Origin of the sequence: Neptuniibacter sp. 1_MG-2023, from assembly GCF_030547185.1 — a bacterium.
Classification (GTDB): domain Bacteria; phylum Pseudomonadota; class Gammaproteobacteria; order Pseudomonadales; family Balneatricaceae; genus Neptuniibacter.
In genome coordinates this window covers 25,070-47,253 of record NZ_JAUOQR010000014.1, presented here as the reverse complement: position 1 = coordinate 47,253, position 22,184 = coordinate 25,070, and the positions used below count along the sequence as shown (strand labels likewise).

Below are 22,184 nucleotides of genomic sequence, written 5' to 3'. Positions count from 1 at the left end.
ATTCAGCCCCCAAGATCTGAGGGCTGATTTATCGGTGATTAAACCTTTATGTGGTCAAATTAGCTTAGTAGCTTTGCTGTTTAGAGCGTTTGAACTGACGTTCTTTTAGCTCTTTACGTTTTTTACTCCACTCTTGCTCATCATCAAGTTCGTCTGCATCTTTAAGCGCTTCTTCTTTCTGCTCGATCAATTTGGGTGAAGCTAACGCTTGGCCTAAATTATCTAAGTAGTCAGCGCTTTTTTGCAAGATACTTTGTGCTCCTTGAATATCACCTTGATCTCTTTTTTCTACCGCCTCACGATTGAACTCATTAGCGACTTGTTCTGCAGCGGCTTCATAAGTTTCAGTATCTACCGCCTCATCAATCTGCTCTTGAGAGCGACTAAATTGTGCAACAACGTTACTCGATAATTGCTCGTTACGTTGATTAAATAGATCATTATAACGGATATCAACATCGACAAGTTCTAAGTTTGAGCGATCTTCTTGGGCGGGGACCTCTACCTCTAGGATGATAAACTTCTCTTGTTCACTATAAAGCTGGTTCATTCGTGTGCTAACCATATTCCCGCTGATATCAGCCTCACGTCCTAAAACACGTAATGGGCGTACGCCGTTTTTACATTTTATGCGTATTTCAACGCTTTGTGCGACAACAGAGAGAACATCACCAAACTCATACTGAAAAACCTTGGCTAGATCTTCTGCCTTCTCTACAAAGGCATGGTTACCATCACTGAAACCTGCAAGTTGGGTCATTAAGTCCTCGTTATAACCTAAGCCAAGACCAATCGTTGTAACACTAATCCCTTCTTTCGCAAGGGATAAGCCTAGTTTTCCAAGTTCATTAGGGGTGCTAGGCCCTACATTAGCTAAGCCGTCGGAGAGAAGGATGACTCGGTTGACTTTGTTCATATCTAAAAACTTTCGAAGTTCTTGCGATCCTTTGCTTACACCGGCAAAGAGGGCTGTATTTCCACTGGCGTTGATCTGCTGAATTGAGTGAGCGATAAGTTCGGTATCGCTCGCTTTTGTTGCGGGTACGACAACATTAACGCGACTGTCGTAACTGACCACTGAAACAATATCGTTAGGACTTAATCGATTGATGGCCATGATGGCTGCTTTCTTTGCATGGTAGAGCTTGTCTCCCTGCATGGAACCTGATTTGTCCAGAACGATAGCAATATTGGCAGGAATACGTTTTTGTGGTTGATCTTGTTTGAAGGCTTCTAAGGAGATTTTAATAAAAGCATTGTGTGTACGCTCAGCCTCCATAACAGGGGTAGCAAGATTGACTTGGAGGTCAATCTGTTTAGCTTGAGTTAGTGGCGCAAGCGTTGCGCTAAAGCATAGAGCAAGTAATAGGTGTTTAATATTCGTTAAGCGGTATCTGTTCATGGGGGTGTCCTCTATTGATCCCTTTGTTACCGATAATGTAGGGCAATACCGCGGGGTAAAAGTCAGATAGATATATAAATCTTGTAAAAGATTTGTAAAAAGAGTTCAAGTTTCGAAGTACTAGGATAACTGATTTAACATAAGGTAGAGATGCTATGTTGAGTTAAGTACGGGCTTGGAAGGAGTTTGTTACTGATTTATATCAGTGACAAACGATGCTTAAAGCAGCACTATGCTGACGGCGGCTAAAGAAAAGGAACATTAGATGGCTATTACAAGCGAGTTGATTTGGCAGGATCAACAACATCAAACGTTGTTTCAATTGATTGATGAGATTAAGGCTGAACAGGTTGATGTATCAACGTTCACTCGTCTAATTGATTATGCGGAACATCATTTCTCTTTAGAAGAGTGTTATATGCAAGCACTCAATTATCCTGATTATGAGACCCATCGGCAGGCTCACAATAAGTTTCGGAATGAATTGGTTAAGATGCTTGATGGTCATCAAGAGTACACGCCAGAGCTTAGAGAGATGTTAGCTAGTTTTCTATCGGAGTGGCTAAAGCGGCATATATTTGGCATTGATAAGCGCTTAGAGCTCTATATTCTTGAATCGGAACGTAAGTAATTTTTTTCGCTGTCCGCAATTTTTCTTAAATGGGATTGAGTTTATAGTGCAGTTGCTCTAAGTTCCCTCTACACCAAATTATAGTGAGATTGTGGATGGCGCTTATCTGTATTAAATCATTGCCCTTTGAAGAGGATGTTGAGGTGCCGGCAATGATTAAAAGCATTACTGAAGATTTATCAAGAGGGACGGATATTAGTATTGAACATATAACGGTTACTTGGGAGTTTATACCGTCAAGGCAGTATGCAGTGGCTGGATTAATGCCGAGTACTCAGCCTCAGAGTGGGAGCCATCCTATTCTTGTGGACCTGCATGTGCCGAGCTTTCACAATATTAGTAGTGTTGAGGCGATGATGGAGTGCATTGCCTTTTCTATCTCTAAGCGAAGCCGTGTTGCATACAGTAATATTTTTATCAATTACCGTAAAATAAGTTCAGGCCATGTGTTTGATCACGGAAACGTAATGCGCTGGAAGTAGGTTTAGATTAGTGTTTTTAAAAAAAAGAGGCGTTTAGCCTCTTTTTTATTTAAAGCCGATTAGTGCAGCTTCATTTTAGGCCGAACGACTTTACTGACTTTTTCTGCGATATATACCAGCATGGCTTTAAAGAAACCATGTATAGCTATCTGATGCATGCGGTAAAGTGAGATATAGACAACGCGGGCTATTTTACCTTCGATGAACATCGAGTTTTTTGTTAGGTTCCCCATAAGGCTACCTACAGTACTATATCGGCTGAGATTGACTAGTGAGCCATGGTCTTTATAGATAAATGATTTTAACGGTTTGCCTTGCAGTTTTAGCTTAATATTCTCTTTAACAAGGGAAGCCATTTGATGGGCTGATTGTGCTCTCGGTGGTACCCAGCTGCCATCCTCTTGCTCGCAGGCACAGCAATCACCAATAACAAAAATATTGTCGTGTAGGCTGCTTTGTAATGTGGGCTTAACCAGAATCTGATTGGTTCGAGTGAGCTCAAATTTATAAAGGTCAGCAATGAAATCAGGTGCTTTCACACCGGCAGCCCAGATCATCATATCGGCTTCAATCAGGTCGCCCTCGGAAGTCGTGAAGCCTTCGGGACTTGCTGATTTGATCATTGTGTTTTCTGCGACCTGTACACCTATATCTGAAAGCTCTTGGCGGGCTGAGTTTGATATACGCTCAGGTAGGGCAGGTAGTATGCGTGGTCCCGCTTCAATCAAGGTGACTTTTAACTGCTGAGCGGTCATATTAGGTAAACCATAAGAGCGCAGCATATCCGTGACGTTATGTAATTCAGCTGACAGCTCTACCCCTGTGGCACCCCCACCAACAATAGCGATATTGAGTACACCATGATCTTGTTGATTGATGCGCATAAAGTTATTGATCAGGCTATTGTGGAATCGCTCTGCTTGCTTTGCTGTATCTAAAAAATAGCAATGTTCAGCTACGCCAGGTGTTTTGAAATCGTTACTAACACTGCCGATACCTAAAACAAGGGTGTCATATTTTAGGTAGCGTTCAGGTAAAATTACACGTCCATTTTCGTCTACTTTCTCACTAAGTGTCACGGTTTGAGACTCAGTATCTAAGTCAGAGAAACAACCGAGTTGAAATTCGTAATGATGTTTTACTGCATGGGCATGGTAAGTCACTGCATCAGTGCTAGGGTCAAGGGAGCCTGTAGCTACTTCATGGAGTAGTGGTTTCCAAATATGGGAACGTTTTTGATCAACTAGGGTGACAGTGATATTTGGTTTTTTCCGGTAACGGTGGCCAAGCTGGGTAACAAGCTCTAATCCGCCGGCACCGCCGCCAATCACTAAGATCCGATGCGGTTCTGTCGATAGTGTCATGGTTTAAATCCTCAAAAAATATGGGATTAGTCACAGAAGGGCGTTCTTCGTCACTATAACTAATCCCATATTCATTCGTCGTTTTTTTTTGAACTTGATGACTTTGGTATGATTTTAATAGAAAGTAAATCAGTAAGCTTACTATTTAACTCTAAAGAATGAAGCCGCCTGTTAGAAGGTATGAGATCTCTGTGCTACTTACAGATTAAAGGCGGCCTTTAATAACGTACGTGTATATTCTGCTTGAGGGTTATTAAATATATCAGAAGCTTTGCCTTGTTCAACAATATCACCATGATGCATAACAATTAAGCGGTGGCTTAAGGCTTTAACTACGGCTAGGTCATGGCTAATGAATAGATAGCTTAAGGCATATTTCTCTTGTAGGTTGCGAAGTAGCTCTACAATCTGCTTTTGCACTGTACGGTCAAGAGCAGAGGTGGGTTCATCCAGAATAATAAGCTCAGGTTTTAGTACTAGAGCACGTGCTATAGCGATACGTTGTCGTTGACCACCAGAAAATTCATGGGGGTAACGGTGACGGCTATCAGGATCTAAACCTACTTCGTTGAGTGCCTCTATTATTTGCGCTTCATGTTGATCTTTACTGTTAGGCTGGTGGATCTGTAACCCTTCAGCGATGATTTCAGAGATAGACATACGTGGACTTAGGCTACCAAAAGGATCTTGGAAGACGATCTGGATACGACTGCGTAGCGGCTTCATTTGCTTTTGATCGAGCAGTTCGAGTTCCTGCCCCGCAAAGTTAATTCCGCCTATACTACGAATGAGCTTAATGATCGCCAGCCCAAGCGTCGTTTTGCCTGAACCTGACTCGCCTACAATACCTAAGGTCTCACCTTTATTAAGAGTGAAACTTACATCGTTCACTGCTTTGATATGATCAACAGTGCGTTTTAGAAACCCCTGTTTCACCGGGAACCATATTCTTAATTTATCAGTGCTGAGCAAGGGTTGATCTGTTAATGACTGTTGCGCAGGCTGACCTGAAGGCTCTGCATCTAAGAGCATTTTGGTGTATGGGTGTTGTGGGTTGGCGAACAATGAGTCAGTGTCTGAGCTTTCGACCTGCTTGCCCTGATAAAGGACGCATACGTGATGGGCGTAGCGCTTAACAATATTTAGATCATGGGTGATCAATAGTATTGCCATACCTAGTTTATTTTGCAGCTCTTGGAGTAACTGTAGAATCTGTTCTTGAATGGTAACGTCGAGTGCTGTCGTTGGTTCATCCGCAATCAGTAGCTCGGGATCATTGGCAAGCGCCATAGCAATCATGACGCGCTGACGTTGACCACCGGAGAGTTCATGGGGATAGCTTGTCAGACGTTTTTTAGCATCTTTTATGCCGACTAGATCAAGCAGTTCTAATATACGTATTTGTGCTTGTTTGCCGGTCATGCCCCTGTGGAGTAACAGGGTTTCACCAATCTGTTTTTCAATTGTATGTAGTGGGTTTAACGATGTCATTGGTTCTTGGAAGATGACACTGATCTTATCCCCACGCATTTTGCACATTTGGCGTTCGTTTAGTTGGAGAAGGTCTTCACCTTTATAGAGTATTTTACCTGAAGGGTGATTCGCTTTAGGGTAGGGAAGTAGTTTCAGTATAGACATAGCTGAAACTGATTTTCCTGAACCTGACTCTCCTACAAGCGCAACAGTTTTTCCTTTAGGTATATCAAAATTAATCTGCTTTACTGCATCGACAGCTTGCTGATTATCTTGTTCAAAACGAACGGATAGGTCTTGAACGCTGAGAAGTACCTCAGACTGAGATAATTGCGTATCACCATTTTTCATGTCGGTATTTGCTTCCATCATGAAACTTTCCTTGGGTCGAAGGCATCGCGTACGGCTTCACCAATAAATATTAGAAGGGTCAGCATTATGGATAGTGTCATAAAAGCGGTGATACCTAGCCAGGGTGCGTGAAGGTTAGTTTTACCTTGAGACACAAGTTCACCTAAAGAGGGGCTCCCAGGGGGTAAACCAAAACCTAAAAAGTCGAGTGCCGTTAAGGTAACAACGGAGCCGTTAAATACAAAAGGCATAAAAGTAAGCGTAGCAACCATCGCATTGGGAAGAATATGTCGGAACATAATCATTCGGTTGTTTAAGCCCAGTGCTCTTGCGGCTCTAACATACTCAAGGTTACGTCCACGTAAAAACTCAGCTCGTACTACGTCAACAAGCTGCATCCAAGAAAATAGCAGCATAATGCCCAGTAACCACCAGAAGTTAGGCTCAACTATACTCGCTAGAATAATTAACAGAAAAAGTACGGGAAGACCTGACCATATTTCGATAAAACGTTGGAAAAATAGATCAACTTTACCACCGTAGTAGCCTTGGATTGCACCGGCGATCACACCGATAATTGAGCTAGCAATAGTGAGTATTAAGGCAAATAGAATCGAGATCCTAAAACCATAGATAACACGGGCTAAAACATCGCGGGCTTGATCATCTGTGCCCAGTAGGTTTTCTAGGCTAGGAGGTGAGGGGGCAGGTACAGGTAGATCATAATTGATCGTATTGTAGCTATAACGAATAGGTGGCCATAGGATCCAGCCATTCCCTTTTTCTTCAATTAAACTTTGAATGTAGGGATCTTTGAAATCAGCGGGGCTTTCAAAGTCACCACCAAAGGTGAGCTCTGTATACTCAGTTGCAACAGGAAAATAGAGACTACCTTGATAGGAGACGATTAAAGGGTCGTCATTGGCAATTAATTCAGCAAAGAGAGACAGTAAAAACAGCGCAATAAATAACCATAAGGACCAATAGCCTCGGCGGTTATGCTTGAAGTTCTCTATGCGCCGTTGATTTAATGGGCTCATCTTACTAAAGGAAAATGGGTTTGATATTCGAGCCATGATTACAGCTCCCTGCTTTCGAAATCAATTCTAGGGTCAACTAATACATAAGTAATATCGCTGATCAATTTTAGAATAAGACCAAGAAGGGTGAAGATAAAAAGGGTGCCAAAGATAACTGGGTAATCTCTATTGATGACGGCTTCGTAACCGAGTAGACCTATGCCATCTAGGGAGAATATAACCTCTATCAGCATAGAGCCGGTAAAGAATATTGAGATCAGAGCCGCTGGCATACCTGCAATAATAATCAACATAGCATTACGGAACACATGGCCATAAAGCACTTGGTTTTCTTTCAGGCCTTTTGCCCGCGCGGTGAGTACATATTGTTTGTTGATCTCATCTAAAAACGAGTTTTTAGTTAGCATTGTCAATGTGGCAAAGCTACCAATCACTGATGCGATCACGGGTAAGGTTATATGCCAGAAGTAATCTTTTACCTGACCCCATAAGCTTAATTCATCGAAATTAGAGGAGGTTAATCCTCTTAAGGGGAACCAATCTAACCAAGTTCCGCCGGCAAAAATTACGATTAAAAGAATAGCGAATAGAAAGTTTGGTATAGCGTAACCGACAATAATTGCACTGCTGGTCCATATATCGAAAGGAGTGCCATCACGTACAGCTTTGCGAATGCCTAAAGGAATAGAAACCAAATAGGTGATTAAGGTTGCCCAAAGCCCTAATGATATTGATACCGGCAGTTTTTCGATAATTAGATCGATAACTGATTTATCACTAAATAGGCTTTTACCAAAATCAAAAACGGCATAGCTTTTTAACATTAGCCAGAAACGCTCATGGGCTGGTTTATCAAAGCCGTATAGGGCTTCAATCTCTTTAACCAATTCCGGATCTAATCCACTGGCGCCACGGTAGGAGCTTTCACTGCTATTGGCTTTTGGCTGGTTAGTCGATAGGTCGCTTTGTGCGCCGCTGATTCTGGCCGTTGCGCCTATATTAATACCTTGTAACTCAGCAATTGTCTGTTCAACAGGGCCGCCTGGCGCCGCTTGAATAATTAAGAAGTTAATGGTCAATATGCCGAGTAAGGTTGGAATAATCAGCAGCAGGCGCCGCAAAATATAAGCGGCCATTATTTAGCGTCCTTATCGGGCTTTATCCACCACGTATTGAAACCTAGCGCATATTTGGGACGTGTTTCTGGCATGGCAAATTTATCCCAATAAGCCACACGGTACTTATTGATATGGTATTGAGGAATAACATAATGATTCCATTGCAGCACACGATCCAATGCTCTTGTTCTTAAAACCAGCTGTTCGCGGTCTGGTGATTGAATAAGTTGCTCTACCAAATAATCAATGGCCGGGTTTTGAATGCCTATGAGATTTCGGCTGCCCTCTTTGTTGGCGCTAGATGAATGCCAGTAATCTCGTTGTTCATTGCCCGGTGATGATGATTGTCCAAAGCCGCTAACGACTATGTCAAAATCATAGCTTCGTAAGCGGGCTATATACTGGGATACATCGACTAAGCGAATATTAGCTTCTATGCCTAAACGTTCTAAATTACGTATAAAAGGTGAAACAACACGCTCAAATGCAGGCGAGTAAAGTAGCATCTCTATTTTTAGAGGTTTACCTGATTCTGCATTGATCAACTTCCCTGATTTGAAGGTCCAGCCTGCTTCTTGTAATAACCGTTTTGCTTGGCGAAGTTGAGTGTAGATTTTACCATCGCCATTGGTTTCAGGTGCTTTATACACTTGAGTAAATACTTGTGGAGGCACTTGGTCACGTACAGGTTCAAGAATCTCAATCTCTTCTTTAGTTGGCAGTTTCGTTGCCGCCATTTCTGAGTTCGAGAAGAAGCTATGTGTACGGGTGTAAGCATTGAAGAATATATTCTTATTGGTCCACTCAAAGTCGAACGCTAAAGCGAGTGCTTGTCTTACACGTGGATCAGAAAACTGTTCGCGGCGATTGTTGATGACAAAGGCTTGCATACCTGTAGGGTTTTGATGTTCTAGCTCTGCAATTTTAATTCGGCCATCGTCGAAAGATTGTCCGGTATAACTTGTCGCCCAGCGTTTCGAAGAGTTTTCTTGGCGGAAGTCATATTCACCCGCTTTGAATGCCTCCATCGCGACTGTACCATCTCGATAGTAGTCAAAAATTTGGATGTCAAAGTTGTCATAGCCAACCTTCACTGGAAGATCTTTTGCCCAGTAGTTTGGATTACGCTTATAGGTAATGCTGCGACCCGCATCGTAAGAATCAATGATGTAGGGGCCTGATCCTATAGGAATATCTAAGGAGGGCTTTTGAAAATCTTTTCCCTGCCAATAATGTTTGGCAAGGATTGGGACTTCACCAACAATGAGTGCAAGCTCACGGTTAAGCGCATTTTTAAAGGTAAACTTAACGCGGTGCGGATTGAGCGCTTCAATCTTATCAATGTCTGCGTAGTAAGCTTTATAAAAGGGCGCACCTTCACTGCGGAGCTTCTCAAAACTAAAAACAACATCCTCAGCGGTTAGAGGGTGGTTATCACTAAACGTTGCGGACTTACGTAGATTGAAAATAATCCAACTGCGATCCTTAGGTACTTCAATATTTTCTGCAATCAAACCATAGAGTGAGAAAGGCTCATCTAAGGCGCGACCTAGCAGCGTATCGTAAATTAGTCCTAGGCCATCTGCAGAGTTACCTTTAACGATAAATTGATTGAAACTATCAAATGTACCGATGGCGGACTGGGTTACTTTACCGCCTTTAGGTGCCTTGGGGTTGACGTAATCAAAGTGACTAAAGCCTTTAGGATACTTAAGGTCGCCATGCATAGAGATGCCATGGCTAACTTGGACTGCATCGGCATGGGATAATACGGGGGTTGATAAAATGCCTATGGTAAACCCGACGGCTGTAATTAGTTTTGTACTAAAACGTAAAGTCGCAACAGGTAAGTTTAACAATAGGGTTTCCTTTTCAATATGCTACTTGGACTTGCTTATGCTAATCCAGCTAGGTGGATTGCGTCCTTCAATTGTTTCTTATGCAAAACCTTGTTGATCTATTACAACACTAAAATAATAAGACTCGTTAAGTGTTGTTTTGTTCAAACTGTTCTGCAAAATCAGTTAGTTGCTGGTGAAAATGCTTGCGCTTTATCTTTTGTTTAACTAACTCTGCATGCTTATCTGTGAGAAAAGCATGTTTCTCCTTGTTTTCACCGGCCAAGCCTTTAATGAGATCTTGATCCATCCATTTTTGAATACGTTTAAACAACACTAGCTTAAAAACAATAGCAAGTCCGGTACTAACAACAATGATGATATAGGCTGTTGTGTCCATGATCTATCCTATTTTGAGCAATCAAAATCTAGTTTGAGCGTGTAACATCGACATATAAGGTTAAGCTTTGTCCCGGTTTTAGGTATTTTGCTTTATCTAAATTATTCCAATGTAAAATATCGGCGATACGCACATTAAACTTTTCGGCAATCCTTGCAAGAGAATCACCGCTGCGAACTTTATAGCCAACTTTACGGATGATTTGCCTATCTGCGCTGCTTAATACGGATTGAGTTGGTTTGCTCCAAATAACCAGTCGTTTACCTATAGGCAGAGCATCATTAGGTGCCATGCTATTCCAGCTAGCTAATTGGCGTACGCCCACTTGATTTTTTTGAGCAATGCTCCAAAAACTATCACCTGATTTGACAGTGTAGTAGGTATCTTTTCTGTCGGTGCTTCTTGAAATGGTTTTTTGCTTTTGAATATGGCGTTGATGCTGACTAAGTGCATATTCACTTGCTTGTTGCGTGGCTGTTGGAACTAAGATGGTTTTACCCGCGCGAATGTTGTTTCCTTGAATATTATTTGTTTTACGGATGAGGCTGGTGGTTGTTTCAAATTTTTTCGCAATGGCGATTAGGGAATCACCTGATTTGATTTTATATCGTGTCCATTTTACCCGCTCAGAAGCAGGAAGTTGAGCTAAGGCTTCATTAAACTGTACAGCGTTTTCTATAGGGATTAATAAGCGATGTGGGCCCTCAGGGGCTGTTGCCCACCGGTTAAAACCAGGGTTCAACAGGTACAGCTCTTTTGTGGTGATGCCTGCCATCGATGCCGCTTGGGCAAGATCTATCTGGCTTTGAGTATCAATGGCTGTGAAATAGGGTTGGTTACTGATTGGTTGTATAGCAAGGTCATATTGCTCAGGGTGTTTAATTAATTCAGCGATCGCAAGCAGTTTTGGTACATAAGCCATTGTTTCTTTAGGTAGATTCAGTGACCAAAAGTCGGTTGGTTTACCTTGGCGTTTATTTCGCTTTATTGCACGAGAGACATTGCCTCCACCTGCATTATAAGCGGCTAACGCGAGCAGCCAGTCACCATCAAATCGTTTGTTTAGTTGTGCTAAATAGGTGTAGGCGGCGTCAGTTGAACTGATAATATCTCGACGACCGTCATACCACCAGTTTTGCTCTAAACCGAAATGCTTTCCTGTCGAAGGTATAAACTGCCATGCACCAGCTGCGCGACCGTGGGAGTATGCGAAAGGATCAAATGCACTTTCCACTATAGGTAATAACGCTAATTCAGTGGGCAGACCCCGCTCTAAGGCTTGGGTCAGAATGTGGTAGTAATAAGGTTCTGCACGTTTAACGACCCTGTCGATATATTTAGGGTGTTTGCTATACCATTTTATCTGCGATTGAACCCGCTGCTTATCGATGCTGAGGTCCAACGCCATATTCTCTCGGGTGATTTGCCAAAGATCCGACGGTTGAGTGGCGTCCACTTGTGATGGTTTTGTCTCTTTAGCCGTCACAGTATTTGAATAGCTACTATCGGACGCTTCAGTAAATTTAATATCGTTACTGCTTAACGATATGGGCTTCTCTGTAACCGTTTGACAACCTGTAAGTACTATACTTGACAGGATAAAGGAGAAGACCGCTTTGTTGGATATGTGCATATTGCTCCGAGTACGCTGGAGATGAAAATTGATCCATTCTAACAGTGGCCTACGGGCGGTCAATAGGACGATGCTTTTTGTTGCTAAATGTTATTTAGAATTGATTCTTCCATTCTCGGATAGAAGCAAAAACTTCTACTTCTGAGTGTAGGTTTTTTGCACTAAAAGCGCTGGCGGCGTTGATAACTGCGTTTTGCTCTGTGCGCATAAATGGGTTGATCTTTTTCTCTTGGCCGATGCTTGTTGGGAGGGTCGGTTGATTTTGCTCGCGAAGGAGAGTGCAGTCTTTTATAGCGAGCTGAATCTCGTTGTTATTGGGTTCTACCGCTGCGGCAAAACTCAAATTTGCTAATGAGTACTCGTGAGTGCAATAGACCTCAGTATCATCTGCTAATTGGGAAAAATAATGCATCGCTTGTAGCATCTGTTTTGCTGTTCCTTCAAACAAACGGCCACATCCTGCTAGAAATAAAGTATCACCACAAAAAATCTGAGCAGGCTCGCTTTCTACTAAATAACTGATATGGTCGAGCGTATGCCCTGGAATCTCACGTACTTTAAAGGTACTGCCTAGCAGCTCAATCTCATCGCCGTTACTAAGTGCTGTTGTTATACCTTTGAAGGGAGAGTTCGCTGGACCGTAAATAGAAATATCACGATGGGCCGTTAATTCAGCTACGCCGCCAGTATGATCATTATGGTGGTGTGTAATTAATATGGCGGATAAGGTTAAGTTGTTTCTTGTTAGATATTGCTCTACTGCTTGCGCATCTCCTGGATCAACAACAATGATTTTATCGTCCCCATCCACCGAGATGGCCCAGATGTAATTGTCAGAAAAGGCAGGAATAGGGGTTACGGTAAACATTTTAGTACCTCAAACAAAATTGTGATTTGCAGTAGCGTAAAAGAGATATAATACTGCTTATATTATGTTGAACCAGTATTTATTTGGGAAAACTCATGAGCTTTCGAAAACAACCATCTATTGATCTATTAGTGCCTCAATTGAAAGAATGGTTCGATTCTGAGCTTGGCGCCGAATTTTTAAATGCAGAGAGGGCTGTAGTGGACCGCATCACTTCAACCTTGTTTGGCATGCATTTGGCGCAATTCTCTGTGGATTCGCGGGTTAAGCTATTTGAAGAAAGCCCCGTTTCCCATTGCTTTTCTGTGGTTCCGGCAACTGAATTAGGTTTGTCTGACAATAATATAGTAGCAAAAAATGATGAAATCCCACTTGCCCATGAAAGTGTTGATGTCGTTATTCTACATCATGCGTTGGATTTTACTGATTCTCCCCATCAGGTATTGCGTGAGGCATCTAGGGTGTTAAGGCCTGGTGGGCACGTTGTTATTATAGGGTTTAATCCGAATAGTTATTGGGGGATTAAACACCTGTTTGGGTGTAGTAAGCACACCGCGCCATGGTGCGGTCACTTTATCAGTCACGGAAGGTTATCTGATTGGCTACAACTGTTAGAATTGACTGAACTACAACACCTTTCGGGTTATCATCAGCTGCCATTTGAAATGTTAAAATGGCGTAAGCGTTTTAGGTTCTTTGATGGGCTGGCGAATTGTTTCCCAGGTCATCATGGTGCTTTTTCGGTTTTATTGGCCCGAAAAGATATAGCAGGTATGACGCCTTTACGTTCTGGTTGGGGACTTCGTCGTTTGATTTCAATTCCTGTGGTAGAACCATCTACTAGGGGAACATTAAGGGAAACTCGTGAACATCGTTGAGATATATACTGATGGTGCCTGTAAAGGTAATCCAGGCCCTGGAGGCTGGGGCGCCGTTATGCGCTATGCGGATGCTGAGAAACAGTTGTTTGGTGGTGAGCCAGATACGACTAACAATCGTATGGAGTTGATGGCTGCCATTATGGCACTTGAAACCTTAAACCGCCCTTGTGAGGTTATTCTTACAACCGACTCACAATACGTTAGGCAAGGTATTACTGAGTGGTTAGCTGGTTGGAAACGAAAAGGTTGGAAAAATTCGCAAAATAAACCAGTAAAAAATGCTGATCTTTGGAAGCGTTTAGATCTTGCCACGCAGTCACATAAAATTGACTGGCGTTGGGTTAAAGGACACAGTGGCCACCCAGAGAATGAACTGGCTGATCAATTGGCAAACAAAGGTGTGGAGGCGCTGAACAAAGTATGAGACAGGTTGTTCTTGATACGGAAACTACAGGCTTAGAACCATCGGAAGGCCATAATATTATTGAGATTGGCTGTGTTGAGATGTTTAACCGCCGATTGACTGGACGTACTTATCATCAATATATAAAGCCTGATCATGCGATTGATGCTGGGGCTATGCAAGTTCATGGTATTACCAATGAGTTTTTGGCCGATAAGCCCAAGTTTCATGAGGTTATGGATGAATTTGTAGAGTTTATTCGAGGGGCCGAACTTATTATCCATAATGCAGCGTTTGATATTGGGTTTATCGACACTGAATTTGAGCGTAATAATTTCCCTGAAAGGGTTGAGCACTTTTGTCCCGTAACTGATTCTTTATTATTAGCTAGGAAAAGACATCCGGGGCAAAAAAACAATCTGGATGCGTTATGTAACCGTTACGGTATCAATAATGCTCACCGTGAACTTCATGGTGCTTTACTCGACTCAGAGATTCTCGCAGATGTTTATCTAGCGTTAACCGGTGGGCAAACCAATTTATCTCTAGGGTCTGAGCTTGATGGTGGAGAAGAGGGAGGAATAACCCGAATCTCAGGGGCGGATGATCTGCCTGTGATTCATCTATCGGAACAAGAATTGAAACTTCATACTGATTTTCTGCAAATGTTAGAGAAGAAAACAGGCGGGGAGTGTCAGTGGTTACATAGTGACGAAGTGGCGGAAAGTTAACGATCAGTAGATATTCTAAGTAAATAAAAAAGCTCCGTAGATACGGAGCTTTTTTATTTGTCGCTAACTTTTTAGTTGGGCTTACATTTTAGTGTGAAATCATCAGCGCAGTGTAGGCGGTGATACTCATCACTATAGTATAAGGCAGTGCCATCAGTACCATGCGTCCGTAGGATAGGCGGATAAGCGGGGCAATGGCAGAGGTAAGTAAGAATAGGAATGCTGCTTGCCCATTCGGTGTTGCAACGCTTGGTATGTTAGTACCTGTATTGATTGCGATCGCTAAAACATCAAAATGTTCACGGCTAATATTGCCTGCGTTATAGGCATCAACCACTTCATTTATATAAACCGTCGCAACAAATACGTTATCACTAATGGCTGATAAAACGCCGTTAGCAATAAAGAAAACACCGGGTTGAGAGTCTGGGTCCATATCTAACACGGTTTGAATGATCGGTTGGAACAAATGCTGATCATGAATGACCGATACAATCGAGAAGAAAACGACCAGTAGCGCGGTAAAGGGAAGGGCTTCCTCAAAGGCTTTACCAATTTGATGCTCTTCTATAATACCGTTGAAGGCTGTAAGTAAGATAATAACTGTAAGACCGATAATACCTACTGCGGCTAAATGTAAAGCTAGTGCCACAACGAGAAATAGGGCAACAACTGCTTGGATTAGGAGTGTGGCTTTATCGCGCATTGTGCGTTTAGCATCTTCTTCGCCAGCATAATCCAGCAAGACGTTACGGACATTTTCAGGTAGCAATGTGCCATAACCTAATACTTTGAATTTTTCGAGCAAAGCACAAGTGATCAGCCCTGCTACAAGTACAGGCATTGTAATGGGCGCCATTAAAACAAAGAACTGGATAAAGTCCCAACCTGCTTTTTCGGCGATAAGTAAGTTTTGAGGCTCACCAACAAGCGTACAGACACCACCCAGTGCTGTACCCACTGCACCATGCATAAGCAAGCTACGAAGAAACTCTCGGAATTGCTCAAGATCTTGTTCATGGTTTTGTTGAACCGCGTGGTCATCGGCATGATCATGATCAGGATGATGATAGGTTTTACCTGATGCAACCTTATGGTAAACCGCGTAAAAACCAACACCGACGCTAATAAGTACAGCTGTTACTGTAAGTGCATCAAGGAAGGCTGATAGTAAGGCTGCGGAAAAGGAGAATAAAAGAGAGATCGCAATTTTAGATCGAACTTTAAGTAATATTTTGGTGAAGACCCAAAGGAGCATACTCTTCATAAAATAGATGCCCGCCACCATAAACATCAATAGAAGTATGACTTCTAGATTAGCTTCTACCTCATGAGATACGGATTCTGGGCTAGCAAGACCAATAACTATAGCTTCAATGGCTAGTAAGCCACCGGGCTGAAGTGGATAACACTTTAGAGCAAGCGCTAAAGTGAAGATGAATTCAAATATAAGCAACCAACCTGTTATCACAGGCCCCATAGTGAACAGGACAATAGGGTTTAGTATGAGAAACCCTATAATTGCTTGTTTGTACCAGACGGGGGAGTTACCCAGAAAGTTTTTAACTAATGCTTGTGGTAGCGTATTTGTCATTGATTGTTCTTCCCTATGCCAGAACAGCCAGTATTTAATAGTTATAATAGTTGAAATTATCACTGCGTTTGTTTTTTATAATGTGGCTAAGATTAACAGTTGAGCCCTTAAAGCAGAAGACTAATGTACTGTCTCAGCGCATGTTTTTGATTTTTTAGGGCATAATAAAGGCTTGGTTTTGATTCCATATGCGTATTTTATTGGCCAGTTAATTTCAGGGGAGGCGCTCATTGTCTGATTCTCATTGTGTATATTTATTAGCGACTAATGGACATTTAATCGGTACTGCGTCGGGGGTGACGACATTTAGTGAGTCCGATTTAGTGAATACTCCTATTATTGCGAGTTACCCTTTAGGATTGATTGAAAATGCTGATTATCGCGTTGCTATAGTTGCAGAGGGTGATCTACCTACCAGTGTCGATCGTGACGCTTTATGTGGTTTAAGAACTATGCTTGCTGCTGTTGAGGATGAGAGTACTTACACTTTGCTTTCGTCTGCAGCGCAGATTGTTACTTGGCATGAATCGTTTAAATACTGCCCTCGCTGTGCTACTCCTTTGGAAGCGCATCAAGATGAACTAGCTAAAGTATGCGGTTCTTGTTTGCATCGTCAATACCCCAGAATCTCGCCTTGTATTATTGTTTTGGTTCGAAAAGGGGATCAATGCTTATTAGCGCATGCGAGTAAGTTTGCACCAGGGCGTTATAGTGCTTTAGCTGGCTTTATTGAGGCTGGAGAAAGTGCTGAGAATGCAGTGGTGCGGGAGGTGGAAGAGGAGGTGGGTATTCGTGTAAAAAATCTTACATATTGTTTTAGTCAATCTTGGCCGTTCCCACACTCTTTTATGCTGGGTTATATGGCTGAATATGACAGCGGTGAAATTACACCGGATGGAGAGGAAATACTCGATGCAGGCTGGTTCTCCGCGAGCAACTTACCCGTACTTCCTCCCAAATTCACAATAGCGCGTAGACTTATTGATCGTTTCTTAATTGAGATAGGTGAGAGCTTGCCTGAGGATTCAACTTTGTTTTTCACGGCTGAATAATTTACTCAGTTTTGTGGCAAGTAAGACGTTACCCTCTGCTCTTAACTTACCTGACATAAATGCGCTCATACCATCTTTTTGGCCCGTAATAACTTCAACCATTGTTTCGGAGTCCATAATAAGGGTGACGTTTGGATCAGGATGCTCCCCTAAGTTTATGCTGCATCTCTCATCCGATATGGTTATGTGGAAATCTTGATCGTCATCAAGAGTAAATTGAAAGGTCGCGGAAAAATCTTGTGCATTTTCCTTAATAAAGCGACTTGGTAGCTTTTCAATAACGTTTGCAACGGAGATGTTCTGGCTCATGAAAGAGAAGTCTCAAACTGGGTGGGTAACGGATAGAAATATGATACATTAGCGCTCTTCAAACTTACTAGTTTATTTCGGAGTTTTCTCGGTGATTGAGTTTCTGAGTGATTACAGTCTTTTCCTTGCAAAATCAGTAACTATTGTCTTTGCCGTACTCGCTGTTGTGGCTGGTATTGCTATAGTGTCAACACGTTCACGTAAAGATGCTAAACAGGGTGACATCGAGGTGATTCATTTTAATGATGAACTTGCTGAGATGAAAGAAGCGTTGGAAGGATCAATTCTTGATGAGTGTGAGCTAAAAGCTATGCTCAAAGAGGAGAAGAAAAAAGCGAAGGCGGATAAAAAAGCCCAGAAAAAAGCACCGCCTGCAGATGATCAGCCGCGTCGCAAACGTATTTTTGTACTTGATTTTGATGGTGATGTTAAAGCCAGCGAAGTTGAGCCTTTACGCCAAGAAATTTCAGCTGTCTTATTGATGGCGGAGAAGCAAGATGAAGTACTAATTCGCCTTGAAAGCCCTGGTGGTATGGTGCATGAGTATGGTTTAGCTTCATCACAAATTGAGCGAATTAAACGTAAAGAGATTCCGTTAACAATCTGTGTGGATCGAGTTGCTGCCAGTGGTGGTTATATGATGGCATGTTTAGCTGATAAATTGCTCGCCGCGCCTTTCGCTATTGTTGGATCTATTGGTGTTATTGCTCAACTACCTAACTTCCATCGTTTGCTGAAAAAGAACGATATCGACTATGAAGTATTAACGGCGGGAGAGTACAAGCGCACTTTGACTGTGTTTGGTGAAAATACAGATAAAGGTCGTGAAAAATTTGTTGAAGAGTTAGAAGAAACTCATGAGCTGTTCAAAAACTTTGTTCATGAGTACCGCACTGAAGTTGATATAGACAAAGTTGCCACCGGCGAAATTTGGTTTGGTAAGCAGGCGCTGGATGTTCACTTAGTTGATGAATTGATGACTTCGGATCAATATATGATGGATGCTGCTGATAAGGCAGATATCTATATTGTTCGTTATGAGCAGAAAAAATCGTTACAGGAAAAAATCTCTGAATTAGCCGTTTCCTCAAGTGATAAAGTGCTGCTGAGATGGTGGGGACGTTTGACGCAGTCAAAAATCTGGAGTCGTTAGTCTGACTGCTAGTGCTTGATTACAATTTTAGCTATGGCTGATGTTTTTTGTCAGTCGTAGCTGAATAAGTGAATGGATTTTTTCCTTATAATTTGTCACTATCTGTTTTAAACGCCAGTTTGGAGCTTGGATGAATCATAAAGGAACATCTGCGAGTATTATTAAGGCAGCAGAAATTCTATTTGCGGAGCAGGGATTTGCTGAGACAACCGTGCGCCAAATTACCAGCAAGGCTGATGTCAATTTAGCGGCGATCAACTACCATTTTGGTTCTAAAAAGGGGTTGATTCAAGCGGTGGCAGAGAAGTTTTTGACCCCGCTGTGTACTGAATTGACCTCAATGTTAGAGCATCGTAATCTATCCACTGATGCCGGTCAGGTGACTTTGGATGAGTTACTCGAAATTCTGATGCGAACACTCTTAGTCGTTAATCATGACAATGTGAATGCCCTAGCCGTATTTATGCGTTTGCTTGAACTCTCCTATATGCAAAACCAAGAAGAGCTACGTGATTTTCTGATTAGTCGCTATCAAGATACCTTACAGCCTTTTATTCAGTTACTTCGTGCCGATGCTGCGCCTATGGAAGATGATGAGTTTTTCTGGCGACTTCATTTCTGCTTAGGCTCTATCACTTTCACTCTCTCTAACTTCCAAACGCTTCACGGCATAGAAAAACGTGAGTTTGATAGTGGTGCAGAGGTTGAGAAGATCCTACACCGTATGATTCCTGTACTCTCTGCAGGTTTGCAGGCTCGAGCGGATAAAACCTATTTCTGTCGCGTTTAATCCTATGCTACAGCTCGTTATCTCTATTGCTAACCAGCAACTATCATTAGTTGATGGGGAGCAGACTCTTGCGATTTATTCGATTTCTACCGCATTGAATGGGGTCGGTGAACTCAAAAATAGTGGATGTACCCCTCGGGGTAAGCATTATATTCGAGCAAAAATTGGCTCGGGTTTACCTGTCAATGCTGTATTTGTTGGCCGTCGTTTTACGGGGGAGATTTACTCCTCTGACTTGGCAGCGAAGTTTCCTCAACGGGATTGGATACTGACCCGTATTTTATGGTTATCAGGGTGTGAGCATGGCTTTAATCGCTTAGGGGATAAGGATAGTATGCAGCGGTATATTTATATTCATGGCACTCCCGATTCAGAGCCTATGGGTATTGCTCGCTCCCATGGTTGTATACGTATGCGCAATTCTGACATGCTTGAGCTGTTTGAAAGGGTTTCTTATGGCGCTCCGGTTTTTATTCAAGAATAAGTAATTAGGCTTATCTATATGCATGCTTCTCTGTTTCTCGATCTAGATGGCACTGAGCTAACTCAGGCTGAATCTGTTTTATTAAAACATCCGCTTATTGGGGGTGTTATTCTTTTTGGGCGAAACACAAAATCCGCCGACCAAGTTAAGACGTTAATCAAACAGATTCGTGAGATACGTCCAGAGTTAATTATTAGTATTGATCAAGAGGGTGGGCGGGTTCAGCGCTTAAAAGAGGGCGTTACTCTGCTACCTCCGGTAAAAAGTGTTCATGCGTTATTCTGTTTGGACCATGCTCAGGGGTTGCAGGCAGCATCTCAGTTAGGTTATTTAATGGCGGCAGAAATGCGCTTATTGGATGTAGATCTTAGCTTTGCTCCCGTGCTAGATGTGGATTATGGGCGTAATTCGGTTATTGGGAATCGTGCCTTTGCTACAGACTCTAAGGCGGTTACTCAGTTATCTGAAGCGTACATATCCGGTATGGCAGATGCGGGTATGGCAGCCACTGGAAAACACTTTCCAGGTCATGGCTGGGCTAATGCCGATACACACCATGCTGACGCAATTGATGATCGCTCTTTTGCCCAGCTCTGGGATACAGATATGCTGCCATTTCGGCGAGCAATTAAGAAGGGTATGCAGGCAATGATGTTTGCTCATGTGCTCTATCCTGAGTGTGATTCAGCACCGGCGGGCTACTCTACTTTTTGGATGCAAAAAATATTACGAGAGCGGCTAGGCTTTAAGGGCATTATTTTTAGTGATGACCTTAGTATGAAAGCAGCCCATAGTGTAGGTGGCTATGGACAACGAGCGGAAAAAGCGCTGCAGGCAGGCTGTCAGGCGATACTTTGTTGTAATGATAGAGCGGGTACAATAGAGATATTGTCCTATTTGGACGCTTCAGGTTATAAAGCATTACCTGAGCTTCTTGAGCTGAAAGGCTCGGATTGGGCTCTAGATGATGAAAGATTAGTATCTGCGCGCTTGTTAGTAAAAAAATTGATGGATAACGGAAAATGATAGAACTACTGAATCAGTTATTGACTGAATATTTACCTTCGTATGACGCATCCGCGTGGATGATTTTGTCGGTCGCTATCTGCGTAGCCGCTGTTGTCGCCGATATTGTGACGCGTGTTTTGCTTGGCCAGCTTATGGGGCAAGCAGAAAAGACGCAGATGCTATGGGATGATGTGATCCTTAATGCCTTTAGTCGTCCACTGTTGTTTCTTATTTGGCTGAGTGCAGGTTATTGGCTTGTACAGATTTTCCAGGCCCATCTATCAATCCAAGTATTAGATGATGATAGCCCTCTGCCTCGTTCCGTGCTGATTGTTATTATTGCGTGGTCGTTTTTCCGTTTCCTTAATGGAATCGAAGAAGTCTTGGTGATGCCTGATCGCATGGTTAAGCCTATGGACCCGACAACGGTAGGCGCACTGGGCCGTTTAGTTCGTTTGATCCTGTTAGTCATTATCATCATGATTGTGATGCAGAACTACGGTTACAGTATCTCAGGGATTCTCGCCTTTGGTGGTATTGGTGGTATTGCCGTTGGTTTTGCGGCTAAGGATATTTTAGCGAACTTCTTTGGTGGTTTGATGATCTATCTAGATCGTCCGTTTAAAGTGGGTGATTGGATCCGTTCACCAGATAAGCAGATAGAGGGTACAGTAGAAGATATAGGTTGGCGCCAGACCCGTATTCGTACTTTTGATAAAAGACCGCTCTACGTACCTAATGCGACCTTTGCCAATATATCGGTGGAAAACCCATCCCGTATGACTAATCGCCGTATCTATGAATACGTGGGTGTACGTTATGATGATGCCGCCCAACTAACGGATATTGTATCGGCCGTTAAAGCTATGTTGTTGGAGCATCCTGAGATCGATACAAGGCAAACATTGATTGTCAATTTTGATCGTTTTGGGCCTTCATCTTTAGACTTCTTTATCTATACCTTTACCAAAACAACCAATTGGATTCACTTCCATGAAATTAAGCAGGATGTAATGGTTAAGGTTATGGATATTATTGAGCAGAGAGGGGCTTCGATTGCCTTCCCAACAACAACTGTTCATTTAGCAAGTCAGCCGCCTTTCGCTATGGATGAGCCGGTTATGACTGGAGAGTTTTCGGAGCCACGTTAATATTTGTTGCACATAAGGCTCGAGTCTT

Annotated in this window: 22 protein-coding genes; 11 read left to right on the top strand and 11 right to left on the bottom strand. The window is 42.5% G+C overall.

The window, feature by feature from the left end; all coding sequences use genetic code 11:
- Positions 1-64 precede the first annotated feature (64 nt).
- On the bottom strand, positions 65-1,402 hold the full coding sequence (locus Q4492_RS13980; RefSeq protein ID WP_303419145.1) for a VWA domain-containing protein: 1,338 nt from the start codon (positions 1,400-1,402) through the stop codon (positions 65-67).
- A 265-nt stretch (positions 1,403-1,667) separates the two neighbouring features.
- On the opposite strand from Q4492_RS13980, the gene Q4492_RS13975 reads away from it, so the two are divergent.
- Both Q4492_RS13975 and Q4492_RS13970 read left to right on the top strand, forming a co-directional pair.
- Positions 1,668-2,033, top strand: a complete 366-nt coding sequence (locus Q4492_RS13975; protein ID WP_303419142.1) for a hemerythrin family protein — start codon at positions 1,668-1,670, stop codon at positions 2,031-2,033.
- Between the two features lie 95 nt (positions 2,034-2,128).
- On the top strand, positions 2,129-2,515 hold the full coding sequence (locus tag Q4492_RS13970) for a hypothetical protein (protein WP_303419139.1): 387 nt from the start codon (positions 2,129-2,131) through the stop codon (positions 2,513-2,515).
- Positions 2,516-2,574: 59 nt separating this feature from the next.
- Here the strand turns inward: Q4492_RS13970 and Q4492_RS13965 are convergent, their stop codons facing one another.
- From Q4492_RS13965 to gloB, 8 genes are all read right to left on the bottom strand, one after another.
- Positions 2,575-3,879 (bottom strand): NAD(P)/FAD-dependent oxidoreductase, encoded by a 1,305-nt coding sequence (locus Q4492_RS13965; RefSeq protein WP_303419136.1) that lies wholly within the window; start codon positions 3,877-3,879, stop codon positions 2,575-2,577.
- A 198-nt stretch (positions 3,880-4,077) separates the two neighbouring features.
- Positions 4,078-5,724 (bottom strand): ABC transporter ATP-binding protein, encoded by a 1,647-nt coding sequence (locus Q4492_RS13960; protein ID WP_303419133.1) that lies wholly within the window; start codon positions 5,722-5,724, stop codon positions 4,078-4,080.
- The gene (locus tag Q4492_RS13955; protein ID WP_303419182.1) at positions 5,721-6,743 is read right to left on the bottom strand and encodes an ABC transporter permease; all 1,023 of its coding nucleotides are present in this window, start codon (positions 6,741-6,743) and stop codon (positions 5,721-5,723) included. Before Q4492_RS13955 ends, Q4492_RS13960 begins: the two co-directional genes overlap by 4 nt.
- A 38-nt stretch (positions 6,744-6,781) precedes the next feature.
- Complete coding sequence (locus Q4492_RS13950) at positions 6,782-7,879, bottom strand: microcin C ABC transporter permease YejB (RefSeq protein ID WP_067865517.1); 1,098 nt, start codon at positions 7,877-7,879, stop codon at positions 6,782-6,784.
- Entirely contained in the window at positions 7,879-9,720 is a 1,842-nt protein-coding gene (locus Q4492_RS13945) for an extracellular solute-binding protein (RefSeq protein ID WP_303419128.1), read from the bottom strand. Before Q4492_RS13945 ends, Q4492_RS13950 begins: the two co-directional genes overlap by 1 nt.
- A 127-nt stretch (positions 9,721-9,847) precedes the next feature.
- On the bottom strand, positions 9,848-10,099 hold the full coding sequence (locus Q4492_RS13940; RefSeq protein WP_303419126.1) for a hypothetical protein: 252 nt from the start codon (positions 10,097-10,099) through the stop codon (positions 9,848-9,850).
- Positions 10,100-10,127: 28 nt separating this feature from the next.
- A complete protein-coding gene (locus Q4492_RS13935) occupies positions 10,128-11,732 on the bottom strand; it encodes a LysM peptidoglycan-binding domain-containing protein (protein ID WP_303419124.1) in 1,605 nt (534 codons plus the stop codon).
- A 94-nt stretch (positions 11,733-11,826) separates the two neighbouring features.
- Positions 11,827-12,600: a hydroxyacylglutathione hydrolase gene (gloB, locus tag Q4492_RS13930; RefSeq protein ID WP_303419121.1), complete on the bottom strand. Its 774-nt coding sequence runs from the start codon at positions 12,598-12,600 to the stop codon at positions 11,827-11,829.
- Positions 12,601-12,695: 95 nt separating this feature from the next.
- Here gloB and Q4492_RS13925 point away from each other — a divergent pair, with 95 nt between their 5' ends.
- Genes Q4492_RS13925 through dnaQ form a run of 3 tightly spaced genes read left to right on the top strand, consistent with a single transcriptional unit; the run spans position 12,696 to position 14,615 of the window.
- Positions 12,696-13,478: a class I SAM-dependent methyltransferase gene (locus Q4492_RS13925; protein ID WP_303419118.1), complete on the top strand. Its 783-nt coding sequence runs from the start codon at positions 12,696-12,698 to the stop codon at positions 13,476-13,478.
- Positions 13,465-13,905 (top strand): ribonuclease HI, encoded by a 441-nt coding sequence (rnhA, locus tag Q4492_RS13920; RefSeq protein WP_303419115.1) that lies wholly within the window; start codon positions 13,465-13,467, stop codon positions 13,903-13,905. The genes Q4492_RS13925 and rnhA overlap by 14 nt, the downstream gene beginning before the upstream one ends.
- Positions 13,902-14,615: a DNA polymerase III subunit epsilon gene (gene dnaQ, locus Q4492_RS13915; RefSeq protein WP_303419112.1), complete on the top strand. Its 714-nt coding sequence runs from the start codon at positions 13,902-13,904 to the stop codon at positions 14,613-14,615. Before rnhA ends, dnaQ begins: the two co-directional genes overlap by 4 nt.
- A gap of 88 nt (positions 14,616-14,703) precedes the next feature.
- On the opposite strand, the gene nhaB is transcribed toward dnaQ, so the two are convergent.
- A complete protein-coding gene (gene nhaB / locus Q4492_RS13910) occupies positions 14,704-16,209 on the bottom strand; it encodes a sodium/proton antiporter NhaB (RefSeq protein WP_303419110.1) in 1,506 nt (501 codons plus the stop codon).
- A gap of 230 nt (positions 16,210-16,439) precedes the next feature.
- On the opposite strand from nhaB, the gene nudC reads away from it, so the two are divergent.
- Positions 16,440-17,261, top strand: a complete 822-nt coding sequence (gene nudC / locus Q4492_RS13905) for an NAD(+) diphosphatase (protein ID WP_303419107.1) — start codon at positions 16,440-16,442, stop codon at positions 17,259-17,261.
- Here nudC and Q4492_RS13900 read toward each other — a convergent pair.
- On the bottom strand, positions 17,235-17,570 hold the full coding sequence (locus tag Q4492_RS13900) for an SCP2 sterol-binding domain-containing protein (RefSeq protein WP_303419105.1): 336 nt from the start codon (positions 17,568-17,570) through the stop codon (positions 17,235-17,237). The two genes, nudC and Q4492_RS13900, sit on opposite strands and share 27 nt — an antisense overlap.
- A gap of 91 nt (positions 17,571-17,661) precedes the next feature.
- Between Q4492_RS13900 and sohB the strand changes: the two genes are divergently transcribed.
- From sohB to Q4492_RS13875, 5 genes are all read left to right on the top strand, one after another.
- A complete protein-coding gene (gene sohB, locus Q4492_RS13895) occupies positions 17,662-18,723 on the top strand; it encodes a protease SohB (protein WP_303419102.1) in 1,062 nt (353 codons plus the stop codon).
- Between the two features lie 130 nt (positions 18,724-18,853).
- Positions 18,854-19,513: a TetR/AcrR family transcriptional regulator gene (locus tag Q4492_RS13890; protein WP_303419099.1), complete on the top strand. Its 660-nt coding sequence runs from the start codon at positions 18,854-18,856 to the stop codon at positions 19,511-19,513.
- A 4-nt stretch (positions 19,514-19,517) separates the two neighbouring features.
- Complete coding sequence (locus Q4492_RS13885) at positions 19,518-19,997, top strand: L,D-transpeptidase (protein WP_303419096.1); 480 nt, start codon at positions 19,518-19,520, stop codon at positions 19,995-19,997.
- A gap of 18 nt (positions 19,998-20,015) precedes the next feature.
- Positions 20,016-21,023: a beta-N-acetylhexosaminidase gene (gene nagZ / locus Q4492_RS13880; RefSeq protein ID WP_303419093.1), complete on the top strand. Its 1,008-nt coding sequence runs from the start codon at positions 20,016-20,018 to the stop codon at positions 21,021-21,023.
- Positions 21,020-22,156, top strand: coding sequence for a mechanosensitive ion channel family protein (locus tag Q4492_RS13875; RefSeq protein WP_303419089.1), 1,137 nt, complete (start codon positions 21,020-21,022; stop codon positions 22,154-22,156). Before nagZ ends, Q4492_RS13875 begins: the two co-directional genes overlap by 4 nt.
- Positions 22,157-22,184: the final 28 nt, after the last annotated feature.

Bases quoted from the DNA above. Each gene is read 5' to 3' on its own strand.
- Q4492_RS13975 (WP_303419142.1), top strand. From the start codon at position 1,668: ATGGCTATTACAAGCGAGTTGATTTGGCAGGATCAACAACATCAAACG.
- Q4492_RS13885 (WP_303419096.1), top strand. From the start codon at position 19,518: ATGCTACAGCTCGTTATCTCTATTGCTAACCAGCAACTATCATTAGTT.
- Q4492_RS13900 (WP_303419105.1), bottom strand. From the start codon at position 17,570: ATGAGCCAGAACATCTCCGTTGCAAACGTTATTGAAAAGCTACCAAGT.
- dnaQ (WP_303419112.1), top strand. From the start codon at position 13,902: ATGAGACAGGTTGTTCTTGATACGGAAACTACAGGCTTAGAACCATCG.
- Q4492_RS13925 (WP_303419118.1), top strand. From the start codon at position 12,696: ATGAGCTTTCGAAAACAACCATCTATTGATCTATTAGTGCCTCAATTG.
- Q4492_RS13890 (WP_303419099.1), top strand. From the start codon at position 18,854: ATGAATCATAAAGGAACATCTGCGAGTATTATTAAGGCAGCAGAAATT.
- Q4492_RS13970 (WP_303419139.1), top strand. From the start codon at position 2,129: ATGGCGCTTATCTGTATTAAATCATTGCCCTTTGAAGAGGATGTTGAG.
- Q4492_RS13950 (WP_067865517.1), bottom strand. From the start codon at position 7,879: ATGGCCGCTTATATTTTGCGGCGCCTGCTGCTGATTATTCCAACCTTA.
- Q4492_RS13980 (WP_303419145.1), bottom strand. From the start codon at position 1,402: ATGAACAGATACCGCTTAACGAATATTAAACACCTATTACTTGCTCTA.
- Q4492_RS13940 (WP_303419126.1), bottom strand. From the start codon at position 10,099: ATGGACACAACAGCCTATATCATCATTGTTGTTAGTACCGGACTTGCT.
- Q4492_RS13935 (WP_303419124.1), bottom strand. From the start codon at position 11,732: ATGCACATATCCAACAAAGCGGTCTTCTCCTTTATCCTGTCAAGTATA.
- Q4492_RS13965 (WP_303419136.1), bottom strand. From the start codon at position 3,879: ATGACACTATCGACAGAACCGCATCGGATCTTAGTGATTGGCGGCGGT.
- nhaB (WP_303419110.1), bottom strand. From the start codon at position 16,209: ATGACAAATACGCTACCACAAGCATTAGTTAAAAACTTTCTGGGTAAC.
- nagZ (WP_303419093.1), top strand. From the start codon at position 20,016: ATGCATGCTTCTCTGTTTCTCGATCTAGATGGCACTGAGCTAACTCAG.
- Q4492_RS13960 (WP_303419133.1), bottom strand. From the start codon at position 5,724: ATGATGGAAGCAAATACCGACATGAAAAATGGTGATACGCAATTATCT.
- Q4492_RS13955 (WP_303419182.1), bottom strand. From the start codon at position 6,743: ATGAGCCCATTAAATCAACGGCGCATAGAGAACTTCAAGCATAACCGC.
- Q4492_RS13875 (WP_303419089.1), top strand. From the start codon at position 21,020: ATGATAGAACTACTGAATCAGTTATTGACTGAATATTTACCTTCGTAT.
- gloB (WP_303419121.1), bottom strand. From the start codon at position 12,600: ATGTTTACCGTAACCCCTATTCCTGCCTTTTCTGACAATTACATCTGG.